At 71.9% G+C, this 25,215-nt stretch carries 22 protein-coding genes; 16 read left to right on the top strand and 6 right to left on the bottom strand.

What is annotated here, in order from left to right; genetic code table 11:
- The first annotated feature begins 21 nt into the window (after positions 1 to 21).
- The 10 genes from murG to ACQPY4_RS26030 all read left to right on the top strand — a co-directional run bounded on the left by murG (position 22) and on the right by ACQPY4_RS26030 (position 10,200).
- The gene (murG, locus tag ACQPY4_RS26075; protein WP_433325008.1) at positions 22 to 1,107 is read left to right on the top strand and encodes an undecaprenyldiphospho-muramoylpentapeptide beta-N-acetylglucosaminyltransferase; all 1,086 of its coding nucleotides are present in this window, start codon (positions 22 to 24) and stop codon (positions 1,105 to 1,107) included.
- A gap of 50 nt (positions 1,108 to 1,157) precedes the next feature.
- Positions 1,158 to 2,567, top strand: coding sequence for a UDP-N-acetylmuramate--L-alanine ligase (murC, locus tag ACQPY4_RS26070; protein WP_433325006.1), 1,410 nt, complete (start codon positions 1,158 to 1,160; stop codon positions 2,565 to 2,567).
- Between the two features lie 87 nt (positions 2,568 to 2,654).
- Positions 2,655 to 3,437, top strand: coding sequence for a cell division protein FtsQ/DivIB (locus tag ACQPY4_RS26065; RefSeq protein WP_433325004.1), 783 nt, complete (start codon positions 2,655 to 2,657; stop codon positions 3,435 to 3,437).
- Positions 3,438 to 3,931: 494 nt separating this feature from the next.
- Positions 3,932 to 5,365 carry a cell division protein FtsZ gene (ftsZ, locus tag ACQPY4_RS26060; RefSeq protein ID WP_433325002.1) on the top strand — a complete coding sequence of 478 codons (1,434 nt, stop codon included), beginning with the start codon at positions 3,932 to 3,934 and terminating at the stop codon, positions 5,363 to 5,365.
- The gene (gene pgeF, locus ACQPY4_RS26055) at positions 5,362 to 6,099 is read left to right on the top strand and encodes a peptidoglycan editing factor PgeF (protein WP_433325000.1); all 738 of its coding nucleotides are present in this window, start codon (positions 5,362 to 5,364) and stop codon (positions 6,097 to 6,099) included. Before ftsZ ends, pgeF begins: the two co-directional genes overlap by 4 nt.
- 271 nt (positions 6,100 to 6,370) lie before the next feature.
- On the top strand, positions 6,371 to 7,072 hold the full coding sequence (locus ACQPY4_RS26050; protein ID WP_433324998.1) for a YggS family pyridoxal phosphate-dependent enzyme: 702 nt from the start codon (positions 6,371 to 6,373) through the stop codon (positions 7,070 to 7,072).
- 104 nt (positions 7,073 to 7,176) lie between these two features.
- Entirely contained in the window at positions 7,177 to 7,719 is a 543-nt protein-coding gene (locus ACQPY4_RS26045) for a cell division protein SepF (protein ID WP_433324996.1), read from the top strand.
- Between the two features lie 21 nt (positions 7,720 to 7,740).
- Positions 7,741 to 8,028, top strand: coding sequence for a YggT family protein (locus ACQPY4_RS26040; RefSeq protein WP_433339030.1), 288 nt, complete (start codon positions 7,741 to 7,743; stop codon positions 8,026 to 8,028).
- A 49-nt stretch (positions 8,029 to 8,077) separates the two neighbouring features.
- Positions 8,078 to 8,974 (top strand): DivIVA domain-containing protein, encoded by an 897-nt coding sequence (locus tag ACQPY4_RS26035; RefSeq protein ID WP_433324994.1) that lies wholly within the window; start codon positions 8,078 to 8,080, stop codon positions 8,972 to 8,974.
- A 146-nt stretch (positions 8,975 to 9,120) separates the two neighbouring features.
- A complete protein-coding gene (locus ACQPY4_RS26030) occupies positions 9,121 to 10,200 on the top strand; it encodes a hypothetical protein (protein WP_433324992.1) in 1,080 nt (359 codons plus the stop codon).
- 176 nt (positions 10,201 to 10,376) lie between these two features.
- Here ACQPY4_RS26030 and ACQPY4_RS26025 read toward each other — a convergent pair whose 3' ends face one another.
- Together ACQPY4_RS26025 and ileS are read right to left on the bottom strand one after the other, a co-directional pair.
- Entirely contained in the window at positions 10,377 to 11,144 is a 768-nt protein-coding gene (locus ACQPY4_RS26025; protein WP_433339028.1) for a DUF1707 SHOCT-like domain-containing protein, read from the bottom strand.
- A 92-nt stretch (positions 11,145 to 11,236) separates the two neighbouring features.
- Positions 11,237 to 14,443 carry an isoleucine--tRNA ligase gene (ileS, locus tag ACQPY4_RS26020; protein WP_433324990.1) on the bottom strand — a complete coding sequence of 1,069 codons (3,207 nt, stop codon included), beginning with the start codon at positions 14,441 to 14,443 and terminating at the stop codon, positions 11,237 to 11,239.
- 640 nt (positions 14,444 to 15,083) lie between these two features.
- Here ileS and ACQPY4_RS26015 point away from each other — a divergent pair.
- The 3 genes from ACQPY4_RS26015 to ACQPY4_RS26005 all read left to right on the top strand — a co-directional run bounded on the left by ACQPY4_RS26015 (position 15,084) and on the right by ACQPY4_RS26005 (position 17,037).
- Complete coding sequence (locus ACQPY4_RS26015; RefSeq protein ID WP_433339026.1) at positions 15,084 to 15,464, top strand: TraR/DksA family transcriptional regulator; 381 nt, start codon at positions 15,084 to 15,086, stop codon at positions 15,462 to 15,464.
- Positions 15,465 to 15,544: 80 nt separating this feature from the next.
- Positions 15,545 to 16,108, top strand: a complete 564-nt coding sequence (lspA, locus tag ACQPY4_RS26010; RefSeq protein WP_433324988.1) for a signal peptidase II — start codon at positions 15,545 to 15,547, stop codon at positions 16,106 to 16,108.
- The gene (locus tag ACQPY4_RS26005; RefSeq protein ID WP_433324986.1) at positions 16,108 to 17,037 is read left to right on the top strand and encodes an RluA family pseudouridine synthase; all 930 of its coding nucleotides are present in this window, start codon (positions 16,108 to 16,110) and stop codon (positions 17,035 to 17,037) included. Before lspA ends, ACQPY4_RS26005 begins: the two co-directional genes overlap by 1 nt.
- Positions 17,038 to 17,040: 3 nt before the next feature.
- Here ACQPY4_RS26005 and ACQPY4_RS26000 read toward each other — a convergent pair whose 3' ends face one another.
- Together ACQPY4_RS26000 and ACQPY4_RS25995 are read right to left on the bottom strand one after the other, a co-directional pair.
- On the bottom strand, positions 17,041 to 17,349 hold the full coding sequence (locus tag ACQPY4_RS26000; RefSeq protein WP_433324984.1) for an AzlD domain-containing protein: 309 nt from the start codon (positions 17,347 to 17,349) through the stop codon (positions 17,041 to 17,043).
- Positions 17,346 to 18,188 carry an AzlC family ABC transporter permease gene (locus ACQPY4_RS25995; protein WP_433324982.1) on the bottom strand — a complete coding sequence of 281 codons (843 nt, stop codon included), beginning with the start codon at positions 18,186 to 18,188 and terminating at the stop codon, positions 17,346 to 17,348. Before ACQPY4_RS25995 ends, ACQPY4_RS26000 begins: the two co-directional genes overlap by 4 nt.
- Positions 18,189 to 18,282: 94 nt before the next feature.
- On the opposite strand from ACQPY4_RS25995, the gene ACQPY4_RS25990 reads away from it, so the two are divergent.
- Complete coding sequence (locus tag ACQPY4_RS25990; RefSeq protein WP_433324980.1) at positions 18,283 to 19,701, top strand: amino acid permease; 1,419 nt, start codon at positions 18,283 to 18,285, stop codon at positions 19,699 to 19,701.
- On the opposite strand, the gene ACQPY4_RS25985 is transcribed toward ACQPY4_RS25990, so the two are convergent.
- Positions 19,601 to 19,984, bottom strand: coding sequence for a chorismate mutase (locus tag ACQPY4_RS25985; RefSeq protein ID WP_433324978.1), 384 nt, complete (start codon positions 19,982 to 19,984; stop codon positions 19,601 to 19,603). The two genes, ACQPY4_RS25990 and ACQPY4_RS25985, sit on opposite strands and share 101 nt — an antisense overlap.
- A 206-nt stretch (positions 19,985 to 20,190) precedes the next feature.
- Positions 20,191 to 20,628 carry a GNAT family N-acetyltransferase gene (locus tag ACQPY4_RS25980; RefSeq protein ID WP_433324976.1) on the bottom strand — a complete coding sequence of 146 codons (438 nt, stop codon included), beginning with the start codon at positions 20,626 to 20,628 and terminating at the stop codon, positions 20,191 to 20,193.
- A 23-nt stretch (positions 20,629 to 20,651) separates the two neighbouring features.
- Between ACQPY4_RS25980 and ACQPY4_RS25975 the strand changes: the two genes are divergently transcribed.
- Entirely contained in the window at positions 20,652 to 21,476 is an 825-nt protein-coding gene (locus ACQPY4_RS25975; RefSeq protein WP_433324974.1) for an AraC family ligand binding domain-containing protein, read from the top strand.
- 202 nt (positions 21,477 to 21,678) lie between these two features.
- Entirely contained in the window at positions 21,679 to 25,212 is a 3,534-nt protein-coding gene (dnaE, locus tag ACQPY4_RS25970) for a DNA polymerase III subunit alpha (protein ID WP_433324972.1), read from the top strand.
- The last annotated feature ends 3 nt before the right edge of the window (positions 25,213 to 25,215 follow it).

The raw sequence follows: 25,215 nt of genomic DNA, 5'->3' as shown, positions 1-25,215 counted from the left end.
GCTGAGGAGATGTCACCGAGCATGAGGGTTGTCCTGGCCGGCGGCGGCACCGCCGGACACATCGAGCCCGCGCTTGCCCTCGCCGACGCACTGCGGCGCACCGATCCCAACGTGGGGATCACCTGCCTGGGCACCGAGCGGGGCCTGGAGACCCGCCTGGTCCCGGCCCGGGGCTACGAGCTCGCGCTGATCCCGCCGGTGCCGTTGCCGCGCACGCTCACCCCGCAGCTGCTGACCGTCCCCGGCCGGCTGCGCGGGGCGATCAACGCGGCGGCCGGCGTGCTCGACCAGGCGCAGGCGGACGTCCTGGTCGGCTTCGGCGGCTATGTCGCCACGCCCGGCTACCTGGCGGCGCGCAAGCGCAAGGTCCCGATCATCGTCCACGAGGCCAACCCCAAGCCGGGGCTGGCCAACAAGCTCGGCGCCCGCTTCACCGAGCACGTCGCGGTCTCCCACACCGACTCGCCGCTGCCCAACGCCAAGTTCGTCGGCATCCCCCTGCGCCGCGAGATCGCCTCCCTCGACAGGCTGGCGATGGGCGACAAGGCCCGCTCCTACTTCGGGCTGCTGCCCGACCTGCCCACCCTGCTGATCTTCGGCGGCTCGCAGGGCGCGCGCTCGCTCAACCGGGCGGCCGTGGCCGCGGCCCCCGCGTTCCGCCAGGCGGGCATCCAGGTGCTGCACATCGTCGGGCCCAAGAACACCGAGGAGCCCGAGCCCGCCGACGGGCCGCAGTACGTGACGATCCCGTACTGTGACCGCATGGACCTGGCCTACGCCGCGGCTGACATGGCCATGTGCCGGGCGGGGGCGATGACCTGCGCCGAGCTGGCGGCGGTGGCGCTTCCGGCGGTGTACGTCCCGCTCCCGATCGGCAACGGGGAGCAGCGCCTCAACGCCGAGCCGATCGTCGCGGCGGGCGGGGGCCTGCTGGTCGACGACGCCGAGCTGGCCCCGGAGTGGATCGCGCAGAACCTGATCCCGGTGCTGGGCGACCCCGGCCGCGTCGCGCAGATGTCCGAGGCGGCCGGACGGATGGGACGCAGGGACGCCGACGTCACGCTGGCGCAGATGGTGTACGACGTGGTCCGCGCTCACCAGCGCTGAGCCAGGCGCGGCGCGGGCACGATGGGGAACGAGGGGACAGCGAGCGACCGATGAGCCTGATCAGACCCGAAGAGGTCGTCTCGGCCGGCGAGCTGGGCGGCGTCCACTTCATCGCGATCGGCGGCGCCGGCATGTCCGGCATCGCCCGCATCATGCTGGGCCGCGGCATCGCCGTCTCCGGCAGCGACGCCCGCGACTCCGAGCTGCTGGAGCAGCTCGCCGGCCTGGGCGCCAAGGTCTTCGTCGGGCACTCCGCCGACCATCTCGGCGGCGCCGACACCGTCGTGGTGTCCACCGCGATCCGCGAGGGCAACCCCGAGCTGGTCGCGGCGCGCGAGCGGGGGCTGCGGGTCCTGCACCGCTCGGCCGCGCTGGCCTCGCTGATGGTGGGCCGCCGCGCGGTGGCCGTCGCGGGCACCCACGGCAAGACGACGACGACCTCGATGCTGACCGTGGCGCTCCAGCACGCGGGCGCCGACCCCTCGTACTGCATCGGCGGCCAGCTGGTCACCACCGGCCTGGGCGCCGACGAGGGCAAGGGCGACGTCTTCGTCGCCGAGGCCGACGAGAGCGACGGATCGTTCCTGATGTACTCGCCGCACATCGCGGTGATCACCAATGTCGAGGCCGACCACCTCGACAACTACGGCGGCTTCGAGAAGGTGAAGGAGAACTTCGCCCTGTTCGTCGACCGGGTCGAGCCCGGCGGGACGCTGGTCGCCGGGGCCGACGACCCGGTCGCGATGGAGCTGGCCGAGCGCGCGCGCGAGCGCGGCCTGAACGTCCTTACCTATGGCGAGGCTCCGGGCGCCGATCTGCGCGTCACCGGGTTCACCCCGCGTGGCCTGGGCTCCCGGTTCGAGATCGAGGGCGTGGGCGAGGTCGCGCTCAGCGTGCCCGGACGCCACAACGCGCTGAACGCGGCGGCCGTGGTCGCCGTCGCCCGGGCGCTGGACTGCGATCTCGGCGCGGTCCGCGAGGGGCTGACCGCCTTCCGCGGGGCGATGCGCCGCCTGGAGCCCAAGGGCACGGCGGCCGGTGTCGAGGTCTTCGACAGCTACGCCCACCACCCGACCGAGGTCACCGCCGACCTGTCGGCCACCCGCGACTACCTCGACCAGACCCGCGAGGGCCGCATCGTCGCGGTGTTCCAGCCGCACCTGTACAGCCGCACCCGCTTCTTCGCCGCCGAGTTCGGCCAGGCGCTGGCCCTGGCCGACGTCGCGGTGGTCCTCGACGTTTACGGGGCGCGCGAAGACCCCGAACCCGGCGTCACCGGCGCGCTGATCGCCGACGCCGTGCCCGGCGGGGTCGAGACCGTCTACGTCCCGGTGTGGGACGACGTCGTCGCGGCGGTCGCGGCGCTGGCGCGTCCGGGCGACGTGGTCATCACCCTGGGCGCGGGCGACGTCACCCGGCTCGGCCCCATGATCCTTGAGAGCCTGTCCGCCGGCTCCTGAGGGTCCGGCGGCGCTATCGGACGTTCATTCGGGCGTCGCCGGGCGTGGGGGACGCGGTTCGCGCGGGATCGGTGCCATGGTGGTGTCATGACCGAGGCGCGAACGGACCGGCGGACGGTCGGCGAGCCCGGGCGGGACGCGGAGGACACGGCATCGGACGAGAACGGCCCTTCCCCGAAAACGGGACGCGGCGCCAACCGGTGGAAGGTGGCGTTCGTCACCCTTCTCGTGGTGGGCGTGCTGGGCGCGACCACCTGGGTGCTGCTCGGCTCGCGGCTGCTGGTCGTCCGGCAGGTCGAGGTCACCGGGACGCAACTGGCGCCGCGCGACCGGATCGTGGCGGCGGCGGGCATCAGGCTCGGACTCCCGATGGTGCGGCTCGGCACCGGCTCGGTGCGCGACCGGGTGGAGAAGCTGCGCGAGGTCGAGTCGGCCAAGGTCGAGCGCCGGTGGCCCGCGACCGTGCGGATCGTGGTCCGCGAGCGGGTGCCACTGGTGGCCGTCGAGCGCGCGGGCCGGTTCTACCAGCTCGACAGGTTCGGGGTCGCGGCGACCGACACCCCGGCGCGGCCGCCGCGGCTGCCGGTGCTGACGGCGGCGGCGCCCGGGCCGTCCGATCCGGCGACGCTGGCGGCGCTGAAGGTGGTCGGCGCCCTGCCCGACCGGCTGGGACGGCGGGTGACCGGCGTCGAGGCGGCCGGGCCCGAGGCGGTGACGCTGCGGCTCTCCGGCGAGCTGACCGTCGTCTGGGGCGCGCCGGAGCGCGCGGACGAGAAGATCAGGCTGGTCGACGCCCTGCGCAAGTCGGCCGCCGGGCGCGCGGTGCGGACCATCGACGTCAGCTCTCCCGACGTGGCCATGACCCAGTGAGAGCCGATCGGGGGGCCAGGTCCGCCTCGGTGCGTGTGTCGCGGGGATTCCGGCCGCCGGATGGGGCACGCTGGACGGACCGGGCCCGCGCCGGGCGGTCCGGGTCAAGGGCGGGAAAGGAGGGACGTCGGTGACGGCAGATGTGGCGATGTCCTTCGCTAACCAGGGCAACTGGTGCTCACTGCGACACGCCGGTGCACTCGGAGCGAGGTTAGTTGACCCTGGCGGTAAGCCCGCCCTACTGTCCGTATCAGCCTTCAGGTTGACATAACTGTAAGCCTCAAGTTGAAGGTGAGGGTTGGGAGGCGCTCGCGCCAAACGACCCGAGAGGGTTTGAAGGCGCACGCGCCGAACGGCCCGAAAGGGTTGGGGCGCGCGCCGTCCGGCCCGAACCGGCAGTACATAGGCAAGACAATGGTCCAGAACATCGCGGCGGCATCGGGTGAGAGCCCGGCGCGGCCGGTCGGATTGAGCGAGCGGAAAGGCCCCTCGTCGTGGCAGCACCGCAGAACTACCTCGCGGTCATCAAAGTCGTCGGCATCGGCGGCGGCGGCGTCAACGCCGTCAACCGGATGATCGAGGAGGGACTCAAGGGCGTCGAGTTCATTGCGATCAACACGGACGCCCAGGCGCTGCTGATGAGTGACGCCGACGTGAAGCTCGACGTGGGCCGCGAGCTCACGCGCGGGCTCGGAGCCGGGGCCAACCCGGACGTCGGGCGCAAGGCGGCCGAAGATCACCGGGAGGAGATCGAGGAGGTCCTCAAGGGCGCGGACATGGTGTTCGTGACCGCTGGGGAGGGCGGCGGCACCGGCACCGGCGGCGCGCCCGTCGTGGCCAACATCGCACGGTCGCTGGGCGCGCTCACGATCGGCGTGGTCACCCGCCCCTTCAGCTTCGAGGGCAAGCGCCGCGCCATGCAGGCCGAGGCCGGCATCGAGACGCTGCGCGACGAGGTCGACACCCTCATCGTCATCCCCAACGACCGGTTGCTGTCGATCTCCGACCGGCAGGTCAGCGTGCTGGACGCCTTCAAGGCGGCCGACCAGGTGCTCCTGTCCGGTGTCCAGGGCATCACCGACCTGATCACCACCCCGGGCCTGATCAACCTCGACTTCGCCGACGTGAAGTCGGTCATGTCCGGCGCCGGGTCCGCCCTCATGGGCATCGGCTCGGCCCGCGGCGACGACCGCAGCGTGGCCGCCGCCGAGATGGCGATCTCCAGCCCGCTGCTGGAGGCCAGCATCGACGGCGCCCACGGGGTGCTGCTGTCGATCTCGGGCGGGTCCGATCTCGGCCTGTTCGAGATCAACGAGGCCGCGCAGCTGGTCTCCAACGCGGCGGCACCCGACGCCAACATCATCTTCGGCGCGGTCATCGACGACGCCCTCGGGGACGAGGTCCGTGTGACGGTGATCGCGGCGGGTTTTGACGAGGGCCGTCCCACAAAGCCGGCCCCAGAACCAGAGACCAAGCGCATCCCGCCGCCGCCCCGGCCCACGCCGCCTCCGCCCGCGCCCCCGGCTGCGCCCGCCAACCCGATCCCGAGCCGGGTCGGGCGCACCGAGCCCGCGCACCAGTCGGTCGCGCAGGCCGCCGCCGCGCCCGCGCCGCAGCGTCCCGCGCCCGAGCGGCCGCAGCCGCCCGCGCGCGAGACCGCCGCCGAGGCCCCCGCCAACGCCCGCGAGGAGCCTCCGGCGGCGCCGCCGCCCGCGCGTCCCGAGCCCGTCGCCCAGGCCGCCGCCCCGCAGCCCGAGCCCGAGCCGGAACCCGCGCCCAAGGCGCCCGCGCCGCGTCCCGCCGAGACCCCCGCGACCCGCGTCCACGCCGGTGAGTCCGAGAGCGGCTCGGCCGCCACCGGACCGCGCCGCCGCCCGGTCGTGTTCGACGAGGACGACGATCTCGACGTCCCCGACTTCCTCAAGTGATCACGAGCGTCGCCCTGGGTGACGGCGTGGGCGCCGCGTTCACCGGCCGGGCCGGAGGCGTGAGCGCCGCTCCGTACGAGCAGCTCAACCTGGGCGGCGCCGTCGGCGACGATGCCGCCGCCGTGCTGGCCAACCGGCGACGGGTCGCCGCGGCGCTCGGCGTCGCCCCCGGGCGGACCGTCTGGATGCGCCAGGTCCACGGCGCCGACGTCGCCCATGTGACCGCCCCCGGTGAACCCCTCCCCGATGTCGACGCGATCGTCACCACCGAGCCGGGCGTCGCCTTGGCCGTGCTCGTCGCCGACTGCGCCCCCGTCCTGCTCGCCGACCCCGTCGCGGGCGTCGTCGGGGCCGCCCATTCCGGACGCCCCGGAACCGCCGCCGGAGTCGTCCCGGCTCTGGTGAAGGCCATGATCGGGCACGGCGCCGACCCCGCGCGGATCTCCGCCGCCATCGGCCCCGCTGCCTGCGGCGCGTGCTACGAGGTCCCGGCCGCCATGCGCGACGAGGTCGCCGCGGTCGTCCCCGCCGCCCACTCCACCACCCGTCAGGGCACCCCCGGCCTCGACATCCGCGCGGGCATCGCCGCCCAGCTCGCCGCCGAGGGCGTGACTTCCGTCCACCAGGACCCCCGATGCACTCTCGAAACCCCCTCCCTCTTCTCCTACCGCCGCGACGGCCGCACGGGCCGCTTCGCCGGCTTCGTCTGGCTCCGCCCCAAGCCGACTCCATGACCAGGACCACACCCCACGCCCCGATCTCGCGTCCGGCCGGCCGAGGAGGGTCGCCGCCCAGACCGCGCGGCGACGAAGGCCGCGGCGCGCCGGGCCTCGACCAGACCGCCCGGAGTGCCGCGTGCTCGCGTCCGGTCGGACCGGGAGCCGCATGCCGGCCGGCGCGTTCGGCCCTGGCCCCGTCGCCCGGGGGCGCCGCAAGCTCGCGTCCGGTGGGGCGAGGCGAGCTACGAGGTGGCGGGCACATGCTCGCGCGGGTGGGGGTGCGGGCGTGAGTGCTGAGCGGCTGGAGGAGCTGGCGGCCAATCTCGCGGACGTCCGCAAGCGGATCGAGGCGGCCTGCCGGGCAGCCGGGCGTGGAGTGGACGAGGTCGCGCTGGTGGCGGTGACCAAGACGTTCCCCGCCTCGGACGTGCGGCTGCTGGCCGAGCTCGGGCTCACCGACGTGGCCGAGAACCGTGACCAAGAGGCGCGGCCCAAGGCGGCCGAGTGCGAGGGGCTGCCGTTGTCCTGGCATTTCGTCGGGCAGTTGCAGACCAACAAGGCGCGTTCGGTGGCCGCCTACGCCGATGTCGTCGAGTCCGTCGACCGTCCGCGCCTGGCCGACGCCCTGTCCGCGGCGGCCGTCCGGGCCGGGCGGACGCTGCGGTGCCTGGTCCAGGTCTCGCTGGACGAGGAGGAGGGCCGGGGCGGCGCCGCGCCCGCGTCGGTGCCGGAGCTCGCCGGGCGCATCGCGGCGGCCGAGGGGCTGACGCTGGGCGGGGTGATGGCCGTCGCTCCGCTGGGCGACGACCCGGCCGAGGCGTTCGCGCGGCTCGCGGCGGTGGCAAATGAGGTGCGGGCCCTCTACCCCGATGCCACCATGGTGTCCGCGGGGATGAGCGGTGACCTGGAGCAGGCCATAGCGTGTGGCGCGACACACGTGCGGGTCGGTACGGCGTTGCTCGGAGGCAGACGGGCAATCGTCAGGTAATGTCCCCCCAGTGATACCTGCCAAAACGGCAGGCCACTGAGACAGTAGTCCGACGGCGGTGCCCAGGCGGCAGGTGCCGCGGCCACAGGACGACGGAGGGGCATATGGCCAGCGCGATGCGCAAGATGGCGGTCTACCTCGGCCTTGTGGAGGACGACCGTTACGACGAGAAGTACGACAAGTACTACGACGACGAGTACGGCGTCTACGACGACGAGACCGAGGGTGGTCAGGGTCGTCGGCGCGACGACGAGTCCGGCGGTCAGCTTACCCGAGCCGAAGAGACCGCGGACCGCGATCGCGATCATCACGCCGCGCCCACCGCCGAACGACGTTCCGTGGCGCTCTACGAGTCCGGTACCACCGACCTCGCTCGTATCACTACGCTGCATCCCAGGACCTACAACGAGGCGCGCACCATCGGGGAGCACTTCCGCGAGGGCACGCCCGTGATCATGAACCTGACCGAGATGGTCGACAGTGACGCCAAACGTCTGGTCGATTTCGCGGCAGGTCTCGTATTCGGCCTGCATGGGAGCATCGAGCGTGTTACGAACAAGGTGTTCCTCCTGTCGCCCGCCAACGTCGAGGTGACGGCGGAGGACAAAGCCCGGATGGCCGAGCGAGGGTTCTTCAACCAGAGTTGACAGCCAGATGCGAGAGTGCCCGTGAGTCCCGTTGGTGATGTTCTGAGCTTCGTGCTCTACCTCTTCCTCCTCCTGCTGATCGGGAGGATGATTCTGGAGCTCCTCCAGAGTTTCGCCCGCGAGTGGCGCCCCAAGGGCGTCCTCCTGGTGATCGCGGAGGTGATCTACACCATCACCGATCCGCCACTGAAACTCCTGAGACGTTTCATCCCGCCCCTCCGGCTGGGTAACGTGGTGGCACTGGACCTCAGCTTCCTCGCCCTCTTCCTCACGGTCTCGGTCTTGATCATCTTCGTGTCGGGGCTCTGATCGGATACCGTCCTCTGGGACAGACTCCAAGCGCGCCAAGGAGACGAACATGCCGCTCACACCCGCGGATGTGCGGAACAAGCAGTTCAGCACCACCAGGCTGAGGCCGGGGTACGACGAGGAGGAGGTGGACGCCTTCCTCGACGAGGTCGAGGCCGAGCTCGACCGCCTCATCCAGGAGAACGAGGAGCTGCGGGCCAAGCTCGCCGAGTGCCTGCGCGGCAAGGTCCCGGCGATGGCCGCCCCGATCGTCGAGCCCAAGCCCGACGTGGCCAAGATCCCCGAGCCGCCCCGTCCCGAGCCGCAGCCCCAGCCCGAGCCGGAGCCCGCGCTGGGCGGCCTCAGCATGTCCTCCCCCTCGGGCGAGGACAACATGGACACCGCGGCGCGCGTGCTGGCGCTGGCGCAGCAGACCGCCGACCAGGCGATCGCCGACGCCCGCCGCGAGGCCGACGAGACCCTCGGCCGCGCGCGCCGGGAGGCCGAGGAGATCCTCGGCAAGGCCCGCCGCCAGGCCGACCAGATCGTCAGCGAGGCCCGCTCGCGCGCCGAGGCCCTCGACCGCGACGCCCAGGAGCGGCACCGCCAGGTCATGGGCTCCCTCGTGCAGCAGCGCGAGGAGCTCGAGCGCGAGGTCGACAACCTGCGCGCCTTCGAGCGCGAGTACCGCAGCCGCCTGAAGGTCTACCTCGAAGGCCAGCTGCGCGACCTCGAGGCCGGCAGCACCGAGACCGGCGCGTTCCCCACCGCTCCGGCGGGCGCGGGCCAGACCGGTCCCCAGCCGACGGTCCAGCACAACGACAACCGCAACGGCACCGGCGCCAACCCCACCGGTCCCGCGCCCTTCCCGCCCCCCGGCGAGGCGCAGCCCGTCCAGCAGGTTCAGCACTCGGCGACCGGCGCCTTCCACTCCGGCGGCGACAACCCGCCGCACGAGAGGCGCTGAGCGAGGCCCCGCAGGCGATAGTGTCTTCCCGATCGCCGCGCCGAGGATGGCATCGCCGCCATCCCGGCGGCGTTTCGGACTGTCGGCGGTGGGTAACCGGGCCTGGACGGCCTGGGGCGCACAGCGTGTAGAGGGGGAGAGACCCTGTGATCATCCTGAGTGGCGTCCTCGTGGTGGTGGCCATCGCGCTGCTGGTGGCGGGGATCGTCGCCGGCAACGGCGACAGCGCCCAGGTGCTCGGCCTTGACGCGCTGGTCGTGATCTACATTTCGATCGGCGTGAGCATCGTGTCGGCCCTCTGTCTGGCCCTCGGGGTGTTCATCCGGCGCAAGGAACTCTTCGGAGCCAGGGCGGTGCCCGCGGCACAGCCCAAGAAGAGCAAGAAGGACAAGGGCAAGAAGGCCGGCGCGCCTTCGCCCGCCGACCGCGGCAAGGGCGGCAAGGAAGCCGTCCCCGCGACCACGACCGCCGACGACGAGGTGGAGCTCCCGGCCCAGCCGGTGAACGTCCCCGACGAGGCTCTCGTCCATGTCGTGCGCGGCCGCAAGCGCTACCACCTCGACACCTGCCGGCAGCTCGCCGGACGCGACGTCGAGGAGCTGACCTACGCCGAGGCCAAGGAAGAGGGCTTCAGCCCCTGCACGGCCTGCATGCCCGACACCGCGCTCGCCGCGCGTGCCGCGGTCACGGTCCCGGCCGCCGCCAAGAACGAGGCCGCGCCGACCGTCCCGCACGCGCCCGTCGGCCTGAGCAAGGGGTCCGAGGCCACGACCGCCGAGCTTCCCGCGACGCCGCCCGCGACCCGCGACGACATCCCCTCGGTCGCGCCCGAGGAGTCGCCCGCCCCGGCCCCGGCTCCGCCGCCCTCGGCCTGGGGTGCTCCCCGCCCGGCCGACCGCACGGTGACCGACCTCCCCGCCGAGCCCACCGAGCCGCTCGCGGCTCCCGAGCCCGAGCCCGAGGTCCACAGCGCCGAGGCCAAGCTCCCCGAGCCCGCCCCCGCCCCGCTCCCGCTGGAGTCCGACCCGGGGGACACGGCCGGGGAAGGCGAAGACGAGGGCCCCCAGGTGCGCATCCTCAGCGGCACCAAGCGCTACCACCGCACCGACTGCGCCCTCATCGAGGACATCGGCGACGAGGCCGACGACCTGGAGGCGCTCTCCCGGGCCCAGGCCAAGGCACGCGGCTGCACCCCCTGCCTGGTCTGCCAGCCTGACAGCATGTAAAGAAACCCCGGCCCACCTACGCTCGCCTGGCGGCTCGCTTCGGTGACCGTGATTGTGCGATTGCTGCATCGCTTCGCGATCTCGCCGGGGAAGCTTCGCCTTCGGCTTGCTTCCCCGCTCATTAACGCAATCGCGCGCGGGGTCGAGGTCGTCGGTGGGTGAGGCCGCCGTCGCGGTCAGGCGCCGTGGCGGCGGCGGGACTGGCGGAGTTCGCGGAGGCGGTCGCGGCGCTCGTCGTGGAAGCGGCGGTGCACCTCGCGGCGCTCCTGGTGCAGGGCGCGGCGGGCCTCGCGCCGGTCGGCGCGGGTGGTGCCGGGGTCGGCGCGCTTGACGTCGACGCCGCCCATCAGGGCCAGGCCGGTGAGGCGGATGACGGGGCCGTCGAGGTCGAAGGCGCCGTCGTCCTCGGGCAGCTGGACGCCGCCCATCACGCAGGTGACCGAGTTCACCACCCGCACGCCCCGCGGGACGGTCATCTCGACGCCGCCCATCACGCAGGTGATGGTGACGGTGACCTCGCGCTGGGACAGCACGGCCTGGCGGAAGTCCAGTTCGACGCCGCCCATCAGGCAGGTGATCGTGGTCGTCGGCTCGACCAGCCAGCGGCCCTTGCGCTCGGCGCCCGACATGATCGCCACCAGGTTCGTGGACTGCGCGACCGGTGCGGGCAGATCGTCCCGGAGTTCCTCCTTGCGCAGCTGGACGCGTTCGCCGTCCGGCGTGGAGGCGCCGGGGAGGTCCGCCAGGACGGGGGCGAGGTCGGCGTAGGTCTTGGCCGCGTAGACGGCGTCGATGCGCTCGGAATGCTCCTCGGGCGAGATGCGGCCCTCCGTGAGGGCCTCGCGGAGCAGGTCGGCGACGCGGTCGCGGTCGGCGTCCGAGGCGCGCATGGCGCCGGGCGGGACCGGCTCGGGGGAGGGCTCAGGCGCGTTCACGAGACACATCATCGCAAACGCGATGTGTCTCGACAAACGTTCTCGCCGGAAGTTCACCGGACGGGGACGGCGCGCGGCCGTCCCCGTCCCGTGTGCGCGTCCTATGCCTTGCGGAGCCAGAAGGTCAGGCCGAGCTCGTCGTCCTGCCGGGCCTGGACGTCCTCGGCCGGACGGCCCTCGGTGACCGTCGCGGCCAGCACCTCGTCGGCGACCTCCTGGGTGTGCGCGCGCAGCGCCTCCCCGAGGTCGTCGCCGGCGGCCCGCCACCACAGCTCGATCCGGTCGGTGACGTCCAGACCGGCGGACTTGCGGGCGTCCTGGACGAGCCTGACCGCCTCGCGGACCAGCCCCGCGCGCCGCAGCTCTGGCGTCACCGTCAGGTCGAGGGCGACGGTCTCGCCGCCCCCGCTCTCGACCGCCCAGCCGCTGCGCGGCCGCTCGGTGACGATCACGTCGTCCGGGCCCAGCGGCACCGCGCCCAGCCCGTCGGCCTCGACGGTGACCGAGCCCTCGGCGCGCAGGGCCGCGACCAGCGCGGCCGGGTCGGCGGCCGTGACGGCCTTGGCGACCTTCGGGGTGTCCTTGGCGTAGCGCTTGCCCAGCTCGCGGAAGTTGGGCTTGACCTCGTACTCGACCAGGTCGCCGCCGATCGAGGACAGCTCCTCGAACCCGACGACGTTGAGCTCCTCGGAGATCTGGGCGCGCAGCTCCTCGGGCAGCGCCGCCCAGCCCGGCGCGCCGACCAGCGCCCGGCCCAGCGGCTGCCGGGTGCGGACGCCGCTGGCCGCGCGGGCCGAGCGGCCGAGCTCCACCAGGCGGCGCACGAGCGCCATCCGGGCGGTCAGCGTCGGGTCCAGCAGGTCCTCGCGCAGGACCGGCCAGTCGGCCAGGTGCACCGACTCGGGGCTGCCGGGCTCGCGGATGACGTCCCACACCGCGTCGGTGATGAACGGCACCATCGGCGCCATGAGGCGGGTGAGGGTCTCCAGGCACTCGTAGAGCGTGGCGAAGGCCGAGGCGCCCGCCGGGGTCGACGGGCCCTCCCAGAACCGGCGCCGCGAGCGCCGCACGTACCAGTTGGACAGGTCGTCGACGAACTCGGCGAGCCGCCGCCCGGCGCCCGCGGTGTCGAACCGCTCCAGCGCGTGGTCGACCTCGCGGACGGTGCGGTGCAGCTCGGCCAGCGCCCAGCGGTCGATCAGCGGCCGGTCCGCCGGCTCGGGGGCCTCCGCGCGCTGGTCGGGCGTCCACGCCCGGCCCTGCGCCGCCGCGGCGTTGGCGTACAGGACGAAGAACGACGCGGTGTTCCAGTAGGTGAGCAGGACCTTGCGGACGATCTCCTCAAGCGCGTTGTGCCCGATGCGGCGGGCGGCCCAGGGCAGGCCCCCGGCCGCCATGTACCAGCGCAGGGCGTCGGCGCCGTGCTGGTCCATCAGCGGGATCGGCTTGAGCACGTTGCCCAGGTGCTTGCTCATCTTGCGCCCGTCCTCGGCCAGGATCAGGCCGAGGCAGACGACGTTCTCGTAGGACGACCGGTCGAAGACCAGCGTGCCGACGGCCATGAGCGAGTAGAACCAGCCGCGGGTCTGGTCCTGCGCCTCGCAGATGTACTGGGCCGGGTAGGACGCCTCGAAGACCTCCTTGTTGCGGTGGGGCGCGCCCCACTGCGCGAAGGGCATCGAGCCGGAGTCGTACCAGGCGTCGATCACGTCCGGCACGCGCCGGGCCTCACCGCCGCACCTACCGTTTGCCGCGTCTCCGACACGAGCAGGGCAGGGCAGTGTGACGTCGTCCACGTAGGGGCGGTGCGGGTCGAGCGCGGAAAGGTCGCGCCCGGCCAGCTCGCCCAGCTCCTCCAGGGACCCGACGCAGGTGATGTGCTCTTCGTCCTGGCCGCAGACCCACAGCGGCAGCGGCGTGCCCCAGTAGCGGCTGCGCGACAGGGACCAGTCGACGTTGTTGCGCAGCCACTCCCCGTACCGGCCCTCCTTGACCGTCTCGGGGAACCAGTTGGTGTTCTGGTTCTCCTCCAGGAGCCGGTCCTTGATCTGGGTGGTGCGGATGTACCAGGCGGGCAGCGCGTAGTAGAGCAGGGCCGTGTGGCACCGCCAGCAGTGCGGGTACTGGTGGTCGAAGTGGCCGCCGCGGAACAGCAGGCCGCGGGCGCGCAGGTCGTCGGTGAGGGCCTCGTCGGCGTCCTTGAACAGCTTCCCGCCGACCAGCGGGACGGACGCGAGGAACTTTCCGTCCGGCCCGATCGGGTTGACGATCGGCATCCCGTAGTTCCGGCAGACCGTCATGTCGTCGGCGCCGAACGCGGGCGCCTGGTGGACCAGGCCGGTGCCGTCCTCGACCGTGACGTAGTCGCCGAGGACGACGTAGTGCGCGTCGGGGATCTCGACCAGGTCGAACGGGCGGCGGTAGGAGGTGCGCTCCAGCTCCGTCCCGGTGAAGGTGGCCAGCCGCTCGGCGCCCTCGCCGAGCACCTGCTCCAGCAGCGGCTCGGCCACGACCAGCACCTCGTCGAAGCCTTCGGCGCGCGCGGCGACGTAGGTGACGTCGGGGTGGACGGCGACGGCCGTGTTGGACACCAGCGTCCAGGGCGTGGTCGTCCAGATCAGCAGCGCGGCGTCCAGCTCGGCCAGCGGGCCGGACGTGACCGGCATCCGCACGTACACCGAGGGGCTGGTGACGGTCTCGTACCCGCCGGGCTGGCCCAGCTCGTGGTCGGACAGGCCGGTGCCGCAGCGCGGGCAGTACGGCGTGATCCGGTAGTCGCGGACCAGCAGCCCCTTCTCGAAGATCGTCTTGAGCGACCACCAGACCGACTGGACGTACTCCGGGTCCATGGTGCGGTAGGCCTGGGACATGTCGACCCAGTGCCCCATCCGCTCGGTCATCTCCTCGAAGGCGTCCACGTGCCGCAGCACCGACTCGCGGCACCGGGCGTTGAACTCGGCGATGCCGTAGGCCTCGATGTCCTTCTTGCCGCTGAGGCCGAGCTCCTTCTCGACGCCGACCTCGACGGGCAGGCCGTGGCAGTCCCACCCGGCCTTGCGCAGGACGTGGTGCCCCTTCATGGTCTTGAAGCGGGGGAAGAGGTCTTTGAAGACGCGGGCCTCGACGTGGTGCACGCCGGGCATTCCGTTGGCGGTCGGCGGGCCCTCGTAGAACACCCACCGGGGCCCGGACGCGGTGCGCTCCAGCGACCGCTCGAAGATCTTTCCCTCGCGCCAGCGGCTCAGGGTCTCCCGCTCCAGGGCGGGCAGGTCGACCTGCGCGGGCAGGGGCCGGAACTGAGGGCTCACGGTGACGGGACCTCCGGATCGACGTGTGAGCGGAACTGCACGTGACCGAAGGGACGAGGCGCCGTGTCCGGGCCCCGCGGTACCACCCTCCTTGGACGCGCCCGTGTGGCGCGGCCCGCTTCGTTGGAGTCGCCGGCTGCCGGGTCTACCCCGCCCCGAAAAACCCCGGGCGGTCTCTTCCGGCGGCTCCGGGGTGATCTGGCCGCCGGGCTCGCCCCCGGGCTCGCACCGTCCCCGGGTCGCTCATGGCTGCGTGCGGCGGCAGGCGTCCCCATCACGGCCCTGCCGATACGACTTCGCTTGCGACCTTAACGCACCCGAGGGCAAAGCTGTTCCCAATTTCGGCGCGCTCGGGAACCAGGTGGGGGATGTGGCGCAGGTCACCTCAGTGATCTACGGGGACTTGGGTTCTCGCCGCACCGTCATGGGGCATATGCGGCGTGTGACCGAGCCCGGTCGCCGCCCGTGCCGTGAAAGGGGACCCATGCTGCCCGCCATGCCCGTCGAGGAGAACAGCACGACCAAGGCGAAGTCCGACGCCAAGGCCACGAGGGTCCCCGGTGCCGGGAAGCGGCCCGCCAGGACGTCCCCGTCCACGCCCAAGCCCAGGTCGGCGCCGGCCAAGCGCGGCGCGGAGGCGCTGCCCGTCCGCGCGGGCGAGGAGCGGTGGACCGCCCGCGAGCTGACCGAGGTCAGGGCCGTCCTCCAGGCCGAGATCGCCGAGCTGGAGGCGGAGATCTCGGCGTCCGCGACGCAGATCGCCGAGGGCGCCGGGACCGACGGGTCGGGCGACGACCAGGCCGACGCGGGGGCCAAGACCTACGAGCGCGAGCAGGAGCTGGCGCTGTCCTATAATTCGCAGGACCTGCTCGCGCAGAACGAGCGGGCCGTCCAGCGTATGGACGCCGGTACGTACGGAATCTGCGAGGCCTGCGGCGAACCGATCGGCAAGGCGCGCTTGCAGGCCTTTCCGCGCGCTACTTTGTGTGTGCCATGCAAAACACGCGAGGAACGTCGCTGAGCGACCAAGAGAACTCTGAACGCGGGGCCGAGGGATCGACGCGATCGCCTCGGCCGCGCCGCGTCGGCATCCTGATCGGTGTGGCGCTGGTCGCCCTGGCCCTCGATGTGGTCTCCAAGATCATCGTCGTGGCGAAGCTCCAGGACCGCGAGCCGATCGAGCTGCTGGGCGGGCTGCTGACGCTGCGCGAGACGCGCAACAGCGGCGCGGCCTTCTCGATCGGCACCGGGTACACCGTGATCTTCACGGTGATCGCCTGCGGGGTGGTGATCGCGATCCTGCGCACGGCGCGCGACCTGCGCAGCCTGCCCTGGGCGATCTGCCTGGGTCTGCTGCTCGGCGGGGCGGTCGGCAACCTGATCGACCGGATGCTCCGCGCGCCCGCGCCGCTCAAGGGCCATGTGGTCGACTGGATCGAGCTGCCGCACTGGCCGGTGTTCAACCTGGCCGACTCCGCGATCGTCAGCGGCGGCGTCCTCGCGGTCCTGCTGGCGGCGCGCGGCCTCCAGATCGACGGCACCCGGGTGTCGGACGACGAGGACACCAAGGCCGAGCCCGAGCCCGAGCCCAGCCCGGAGCCCACGGGCGAGGGCCAGTCCGAGAGCGAGCCCGAGGGCGGGTCCGCGCCGGAGGAGAAGGCCTGATGGCCGATGTGCGCAGCCTCCCCGTCCCCGACGGGCTGGAGGGCGAGCGGGTCGACGCCGCGCTGGCCCGGCTCTTCGGGCTGTCCCGGGGCCGCGCCGCCGAGATCATCGCGGCGGGCGACGTGCTGGTCGACGGGCGCGAGGTCGCCAAGTCCGATCGGGTGCACGGCGGCGCGTGGCTGGAGGTCACGCTCCCGCCGCCGCCCTCGGCCCCCGTCCCGGTGGCCGACCCCGTCCCCGGCATGGGCATCATCTACGAGGACGACGACCTGGTGGTGGTCGACAAGCCGATCGGCGTCGCCGCCCACCCCACCACCGGCTGGACGGGCAAGACCGTGCTCGGCGGCCTGCTGGGCGCCGGTCACACCGTCGCGACCAGCGGCGCGGCCGAGCGGCAGGGCATCGTGCACCGGCTGGACGCCAACACCACCGGCGCGATGGTCGTGGCCAAGAGCGAGGTGGCCTACTCCCGGCTGAAGCGCGCGTTCAAGGAACGCCGCATCGACAAGCGGTACCGGGCGCTGGTGCAGGGCCACCCCGACCCGTTCCGCGGCACGGTCGACGCGCCGATCGACCGGCACCCCGCCCACGACGGCCGTTTCGCCGTCGTGGCGGGCGGCAAGCCGTCGGTCACGCACTACGACACCATCGAGGCGTTCCGCGCGGCGACGCTGCTCGACATCGATCTGGAGACCGGCCGCACGCACCAGATCCGGGTGCACATGCAGGCGATCAGGCATCCCTGTGTCGGCGACATGGCATACGGGGCCGACCCCACGCTGGCGACCCGGCTGGGGCTGAAGCGCCAGTGGCTGCACGCGGCGCGCCTGGGCTTCGAGCACCCCACCGGTGGCGAATGGGTGGAGTTCGAAAGCCCCTACCCCGACGATCTCGCCCGTTCGCTGGAGATCGTCGAGGCCGAGTCGTAGGGCTCAGAACAGGCGCAGCCCGGCAGTGACGGCCGCGGCGACGGCCAGCACGACCAGGAACGGCGCGCGCAGGAGCAGTGCGGCCACGGCGGCGCCCAGGCCCGCCATACGGGGGGCGTCGAACTCCAGTCGGGGGCCGTCGGCCGCCAGGGCCTGGACGGCGATGAGCGCGGTCAGCAGCGCCACCGGCACCAGTTCGGTGAACCTGCGTACCCTCGGGTCGTCCAGCACCCGCTGCGGGGTCACCAGCCCGCCGAGCTTGAGCGCGTAGCAGCCGAGCCCGGTCGCGATCACGGCGATCCAGACGTTCACGCGGGAGGCCCTTCCTCATGGCCTCGCCTTCGCTCGGCGGCGAGCGCCCGTTTTACGCGGCGGCTTCCCTCGTCGCTGCGCTCCTCAGTCCAGCCACCGCGCGGCCGCTCGCGCTCACCGGTGGGCCGGTCCTTGCCCGGCAGGACGATCGCGACCAGCGCCGCGACGGCCGCGACCATCACCGGGACGCCCTGGGGCAGCACCGGGGTGGTGGCCAGCGCGATCACGGCGGCCGCGGCCGCCACCCGGCGCTCGGTGCGGCCCGACGCGAGCTTCGGCCAGACCAGCGCGAGGAACACCGCGGGACCGACCACGTCCAGCCCGATGGCGTTCGGGTCGCCGAGCCTGGCCGCCCCGGCGGCGCCGAGCAGCGTGGTCAGGTTCCAGGTGAGGTAGAGGCTGATCGCGGTGACGAAGAACCCGGTGCGGGCCGAGGCCCGGTCGGGCTGGGCGTCGGCCACGCCGGTGGTCTCGTCGATCACCCCCTGCGCGGTGAGCAGCCGCCGCCAGCCCCGCACCCGCAGGACGTCGGCCATGCGCAGCCCGTACAGGGCGTTGCGGCCGCCGAGGATCACGGCTCCGGCCGTCCCGGCGACGAGGTTGCCGCCGCCCCCGACGACACCGGCCAGGGCGAACTGGGACGCGCCGGTGAAGGCCACCAGGCTCAGCACGCACGCCTGGGCCACCGTCAGGCCCGCGGTGATCGCGGCCGCGCCGAAGGCCAGTCCGGAGACGCCGACGGCCAGCCCGACGCCCAGGCCGTCCCGTATGGGTGCGGGTGCCCGGGACGGTGCCTGCTCCTCGTCGCCCTCGCACTTCTCGGATTCCTTGACGAACATGGCGGCGAGGTTATGTCGGATTTCGTCCTCCGGTCTTGAACGTTATTGCGGCCCTGCCGCAGGTGGCCGCCACTCAGCGTGATCAAATGACTACGTGGACTCGGGCGAGGTGGTGGTGACGGAGGCCGGCTCCGAGGACGAGGGGTACCGTCCGAGCCTGCGGCCCCGGCATGTCCGGATGATCGCGATGGGCGGCGCGATCGGGGTCGGGCTGTTCCTGGGCACCGCGCAGCGCCTGCACGACTCGGGCCCCGGCCTGCTGCTGGCCTACCTGCTGGCCGGGGTGGTGGCGCTGCTGGTCATGCGGGCGCTGGGCGAGCTGGTGCTGTACCGGCCGACGGCGGGCAGCTTCGTGACCTACGCCCGCGACTTCATCGGCCCGTGGGCGGGCTTTGTCAGCGGCTGGATGTACTGGCTGAACTGGGCCGTCACCGGTGTCGCCGAGATCACCGGCGTGGGGATCTACGTCCACTACTGGGCGCCGGACTTCCCGCAGTGGATCTCGGCGCTGCTCGCGCTGGCGTTCCTGCTGTCCGTGAACCTGGTCTCGGTGCGGCTCTTCGGCGAGCTGGAGTTCTGGTTCGCGATGCTGAAGGTCGCGGCCATCGTCACGTTCCTGCTGGTGGGCGTCGCGCTGGTGCTGACCCACGCCGACGTCGGGTCGCACCGGGCCGAGTTGGGCAACCTCACCGCCCACGGCGGGTTCTTCCCCGAGGGCTTCCCCGTGGTGCTGCTGAGCCTGTCCAGCGTGATCTTCGCCTACGCGGCGATCGAGATGGTCGGCATCTCGGCGGGGGAGGCGCACAACCCCCGGCAGGTGCTGCCCGGCGCGATCAACGGCGTGGTCTGGCGGATCGCGCTGTTCTACGTCGGCGCCGTCTTCCTGCTGGTGGTCGTCCTGCCCTGGACGGTCTACCGGCCGGGGGAGAGCCCCTTCGTCACGGTCTTCGCCGCGCTCGGCGTGCCCGCCATCGGCGGGATCATGAACCTGGTCGTCCTCACCGCCGCGCTGTCGGCCACCAACTCGGGCCTTTACTCCACCGGACGGATCCTGCGCTCGCTGGCCGAGCGGGGCGAGGCCCCCGGGTTCACCGCCAAGATGAGCTCGCACCACGTGCCCTACGGCGGCATCCTGCTCACCTCGTCGGTCTACCTCGCCGGGGTCGGGCTCAACTACTTCGTGGCCGAGGACGCCTTCGAGATCGCCACATCGATCGCCTCGCTCGGCGTGCTCACCACCTGGGCGACGCTGCTGTACGCCCAGGTGTGCTTCCGCCGCGCGGCGCTGCGCGGCGAGGTCGAGCGCCCCGACTACCGGATGCCTGGCTCGCCCTACACCAACTGGGCGGCGCTGGGCTTCCTGGGCCTGGTGGTGGTGCTGATGGCCTTCGACGAGCGCCAGAAATGGGCCGTCATGGCCGTTCCGTTCCTGGTCGTGGCCCTGTGGGGAGGCTGGCGCCTGGTGGGTTCGCGCCGCGGCGCTCCTCGGCCACGTCGAGTCCGGCCTCGATGACGGCGTTCATGATGCGCGCCAGGCGCTCGGCCCCCAGCGTGGGCGCCCGATCGGCCATCGCCTCGACGATCTGGCGCTCGCGCTCGGGGTCGCGCCCGGCGAACCCGCCCACGGGCTTGAGCCGCTGGACGTCCCCGGCCACCGCCACCCGCCGCTCCAGCAGCGCGGCCAGCGCCGCGTCGATCGCGTCGATGGCCGCGCGCGCCTCGGACAGCGTCCCGATCTCCCGGGGACGGGCCGCCTCGCAGGCGCACTCGGGACGGGCGATCGTCTGATCTCGCATGGGATTCCCTCTGCTCGCGGCGGCCGTCCGCGCCAGGGAAAGGGTTACTCGTCGCCCCGGGGCCGGCCGCTCCTGTGGATGAGAAAAGGCAGAGCCCTGGTGGGCTCTGCCTTCTGCCGGCTCCGGGTTCGTCGCTCAGGTCACCAGGACCGGCTCACCCGGAGCCGGCTGCGTAAACGTGAAATAGCGACGTGCCATGGGAGTCATCATAGATCCTTGCGCATCCAGACGTGCGGAATCCCCGCCTCGATCTCCTCGGGGCCGAACGCGGCGTACCCCAGCCGCTCGTAGAAGCCGCGGGCGGACGTCTGGGAGTGCAGCTCCAGCGCCGTCAGCCCCCGCTCGCGCGCCCGCTCCTCCACCGCCCGCACGATCGTCGCGCCGAGGCCCGAGCCCCGGCACTCGGGCAGGACGGCCAGCCGTCCGAGCACCCCCGCCGTCCCGTCCCGGCCGCTGGGCAGCAGCCGGGCGGTGCCGCCGGGCCGCCCGTCCACGCGGGCCAGGAAGTGCTCGGCCTCGGCGTCGCGCTCGTCCAGCTCGATCGCGGCGGGGACGCCCTGCTCGCCGACGAAGACCCGCAGGCGGATCTCGTAGGCCCGCGTCCGGTCGTCCGCGGTGGCGACGGTGATGACCTCGGTGTCCATGGTCCACCTCTACCATGGCTGTCATGAGCGGGGAGCGGGTTCGGTACTGGCGCCATCCCGCGCTGCCCGCCGTCGATCTGCTCACGGCCCGCTACGTGACCCACCGCTTCACCAAGCACACCCACGACGCCTACGCGGTGGGCGTGATCGAGTCGGGCGTCGAGGAGTTCGAGAACGCCGGGACGCACGTCAGCGCGCCCGCGGGCTCGCTCGTGGTGGTCAATCCCGGCGTGATCCACACCGGCCAGGCGGGCACCACCGAGGGCTGGGCGTACCGGATGGCCTACCCCGAACCCGAAACGGTGGCGGCCGTGGCCACCGAACTGGGAGCACCGCCCGGAACCCCCTACTTCCCCGACCCGGTCGTCCACGACCAGGCCATTGTGGAGCTCTTCCGCGCGTTCCACCGCGCGAGCGAGCACGGCGACGCGCTGGCGGCCACGACCCTGATGCGCACCGCCGTTGCCGGGCTGCTGCGCCACGCCCGCCACCTCCCGCCCGGAGACGGCCCGGGCGACGAGCCGCGGGCCGTCCGCGCCGCCCGGGAGATCCTGCACGAGAGCCTGATCGACCCGCCGTCCCTGGAGTCGCTGGCCGAATCGGTGGGGCTGCGTCCCTTCGCCCTCCTGAGGGCCTTCAGATCCACCACGGGCCTGCCGCCCCACGCCTACCTCAACCAGCTCCGGGTCCGCCAGGCCCGCACCCTGTTGGAAGAGGGGCTGCGACCCGCCGAGGTGGCCGCCCGAAGCGGCTTCGCCGACCAGTCCCATCTGACCCGTCACTTCAAGAGGACGGTGGGAATCCCGCCGGGCGCCTACCGCCGGGCACGGGCCCGCCCCGCAGGGTGATCCGCCTAAAGAGAGGCAAACCAGACATCCGGAGTGTCGGCCCGCGCTCTGTCGTTGGGCGCGGCTAAGCTCTCAGAGCCGCGTCGGACCGGGCTCCACAACCGGGCCGGCGACTTCCCCCGGAACAAGATCGTGCCCACGTGCCCACGGCACGTGAGCGGTCGCATGCGGTGCGCATGCATCAAAGGAGGCGCTTCCGTCCATGGCCGACGACTCGTTCGTTCATCTGCATGTCCATACCGAGTACTCCATGCTCGACGGAGCCGCCCGCCTCAAGCAGATGTTCGAAGAAGTCGGCCGCCAGGGAATGCCCGCGATCGCGATGACCGACCACGGCAACATGCACGGCGCCTACGACTTCCACAAGAAGGCGACCGAGGCGGGCATCACGCCGATCATCGGCATCGAGGCGTACATGGCGCCCGAGTCCCGCTTCCACAAGAAGAAGGTCCAGTGGGGCGAGCCCAGCCAGAAGCGCGACGACGTCTCCGGCGGCGGCCTGATCAACCACAAGACCCTCTGGGCCCGTAACCGCACCGGCCTGCACAACCTCTTCAAGCTGTCCAGCCGCTCGTTCACCGAGGGCTTCGTCTTCAAGTACGCCCGCATGGACGAGGAGCTGCTGGCCGAGCACGCCGACGGCCTCATGGCCACCACGGGCTGCCCGTCCGGCAAGATCCAGACCCGGTTGCGCCTGGGCCAGTTCGACGAGGCCCTGAAGGCGGCGGCCAACTTCCAGGACATCTTCGGCAAGGACAACTACTACCTGGAGCTGATGGACCACGGTCTCGACATCGAGAAGCGCGTCCGCCAGGGTCTGATCGACATCGGCAAGAAGCTCAACATCCCGCCGGTGGTCACCAACGACTCGCACTACACCCACGAGAGCGAGGCCACCGCGCACGACGCGCTCCTGTGCGTCCAGGTGGGCAAGCAGCTCGCCGACCCCGACCGGTTCCGCTTCGACGGCAGCGGCTACTACATCAAGACCGCCGAAGAGATGCGCGCGATCGACGGCTCCGACATCTGGCTCGAGGGGTGCCGCAACACCCTGTTGATCGCGGAGAAGGTCGACGCGTCCGGCATGTTCGAGTACCGCGACCTCAGCCCGAGGTTCCCGGTCCCCGAGGGCGAGACCGAGGAGAGCTGGTTCCGCAAGGAGGTCTGGAAGGGCCTGGAACGCCGGTTCCCCGAGGGTCTGCCCGAGGGGTACAAGGAGCAGGCCGAGTACGAGATGGGCGTCATCCTCGGCAAGGGGTACCCCTCGTACTTCCTGGTCGTGGCCGACTTCATCATGTGGGCCAAGGAGAACGGCATCCTGGTCGGCCCCGGCCGCGGCAGCGCGGCGGGCTCGCTGATCGCCTACGCGATGGGCATCACCGACCTCGACCCCATCCCGCACGGGCTGTTCTTCGAACGGTTCCTCAACCCCGAACGCGCCTCGATGCCCGACATCGACATCGACTTCCCTGAAGACCGGCGGGCCGAGGTCATCCGGTACACCACCGAGAAGTGGGGCGCCGACAAGGTCTCGTTCATCGCCACCTTCGGCACCATCAAGGCCAAGGCCGCCATCAAGGACGCGGGCCGCGTCCTGGGCTTCCCGTACGCGCTGGGCGACCGCATCTCCAAGGCGTTCCCGCCCGCCGTCATGGGCAAGGACATCCCGTTGTCGGGCATCTTCGACGACAAGCACCCCCGGCACAGCGAGGCGGGGGAGCTGCGCAAGCTCTACGAGGAAGAGACCGACGTCAAGCAGATCATGGACCTGGCGCAGGGCCTCGAGGGCCTGATCCGCCAGACCGGCGTCCACGCCGCGGGCATCATCATGTCCGGCGAGACGATCACCGACCATGTCCCGATCATGCGGCGCGACGCCGACGGCGCGATCATCACGCAGTTCGACTACCCGACCTGCGAGACGCTCGGCCTGCTGAAGATGGACTTCCTGGGCCTGCGCAACCTGACGATCATCGACGACGCGCTCAAGGGCATCAAGAAGAACAAGGGCGTCGAGGTCGACCTCCTCTCGCTCCCGCTCACCGACGGCCCGACCTACGAGCTGCTGTCCCGGGGCGACACCCTGGGCGTCTTCCAGTTCGACGGCGGCCCGATGCGGTCCCTGCTGCGCCTGATGAAGCCCGACAACTTCGAAGACATCTCCGCCGTGGGCGCGCTGTACCGTCCGGGCCCGATGGGCGCCAACTCCCACACCAACTACGCGCTCCGCAAGAACGGCCAGCAGGAGATCACCCCGATCCACCCCGAGCTCGAAGAAGATCTGAAGGAGATCCTCGGCACGACCTACGGCCTGATCGTGTACCAGGAGCAGGTCATGGCGATCGCCCAGAAGGTCGCGGGCTACACGCTCGGCAAGGCCGATCTTCTCCGCCGCGTCATGGGCAAGAAGAAGAAGGCCGAGCTGGACGCGCAGTTCGTCGGCTTCGAGCAGGGAATGGTCGACAACGGCTTCTCCAAGGAGGCCGTGAAGACCCTGTGGGACATTCTCGTCCCGTTCTCCGACTACGCGTTCAACAAGGCCCACAGCGCCGCCTACGGCCTGGTCTCCTATTGGACGGCCTATCTCAAGGCCAACTACCCGGCCGAGTACATGGCGGGCCTGCTCACCTCGGTCGGCGACGACAAGGACAAGAGCGCCCTCTACCTCAACGAGTGCCGCCGCATGGGCCTGAAGGTCCTGCCGCCGGACGTCAACACCTCCGAGGCCGACTTCACCCCGCTGGGCGACACCGAGATCCGCTTCGGCCTGTCGGCCGTCCGCAACGTGGGCCACAACGTCGTCGACGGCATCGTGGCCGCCCGGCGCGAGAAGGGCGCCTACACCGACTTCAACGACTTCCTGAACAAGGTCCCGCCGATCGTCTGCAACAAGCGGGTCGTGGAGTCGCTGATCAAGGCGGGCGGCTTCGACGAGCTCGGCCACGAGCGCAAGGCCCTGCTGATGGTGCACGAGGCGGCCATCGACTCGGTGATCGACATCAAGCGCAAGGAGGCCATCGGCCAGGACAGCCTGTTCGGCGCCCTGGAGGCCGACGACGGCCAGGACGCCTTCGCCGTGGTGATCCCCGAGGGCGAGGAGTGGGACAAGACCACGCTGCTGGCCTTCGAGCGCGAGATGCTCGGCCTCTACGTCTCCGACCATCCGCTGCTGGGCATCGAGCACATCCTCGAACGCGAGGCCGACTGCACCATCGCCGTGGTGAACGAGGGCGAGCGCCCCGACGGCCAGGTCGTGGTGATCGCGGGCCTGCTCTCGGGCCTCCAGCGCAAGGTCACCAAGCAGGGCAACAGCTGGGCCATGTTCCAGCTCGAAGACCTGGGCGGAAGCATCGAGGTCATGTGCTTCCCCTCGTCCTACCAGCTCTGCTCGACCCTGCTGGCCGAGGACGCCGTCCTGGTGGTCAAGGGCCGTCTCGACCGTCGCGAGGACGTCGCCAAGGTGATCGCGATGGAGGTCACCCAGCCCGACCTCACGGTGACCGACGCCTTCGGCCCGCTCTCGGTGACCCTCCCGATCGGCCGCTGCACGCCCCCGGTCGTGGCGGGCCTCAAGGAGGTCCTGGCCGCCCACCCCGGCAGCTCCGAGGTCCACCTCAACCTCCAGAACGGCCCGAGGACCACCGTCGTCCGCCTGGACGACAAGCTCCGCGTGGCCCCCTCACCCGCCCTCATGGGCGACCTGAAGCAACTCCTCGGCCCCTCCTGCCTCGGTTAGGTG

The organism is Spirillospora sp. CA-294931, from assembly GCF_050946795.1.
In the GTDB taxonomy this organism is placed as follows: Bacteria; Actinomycetota; Actinomycetes; order Streptosporangiales; family Streptosporangiaceae; genus Spirillospora.
This window is presented reverse-complemented; position numbering and strand designations above follow the sequence as displayed.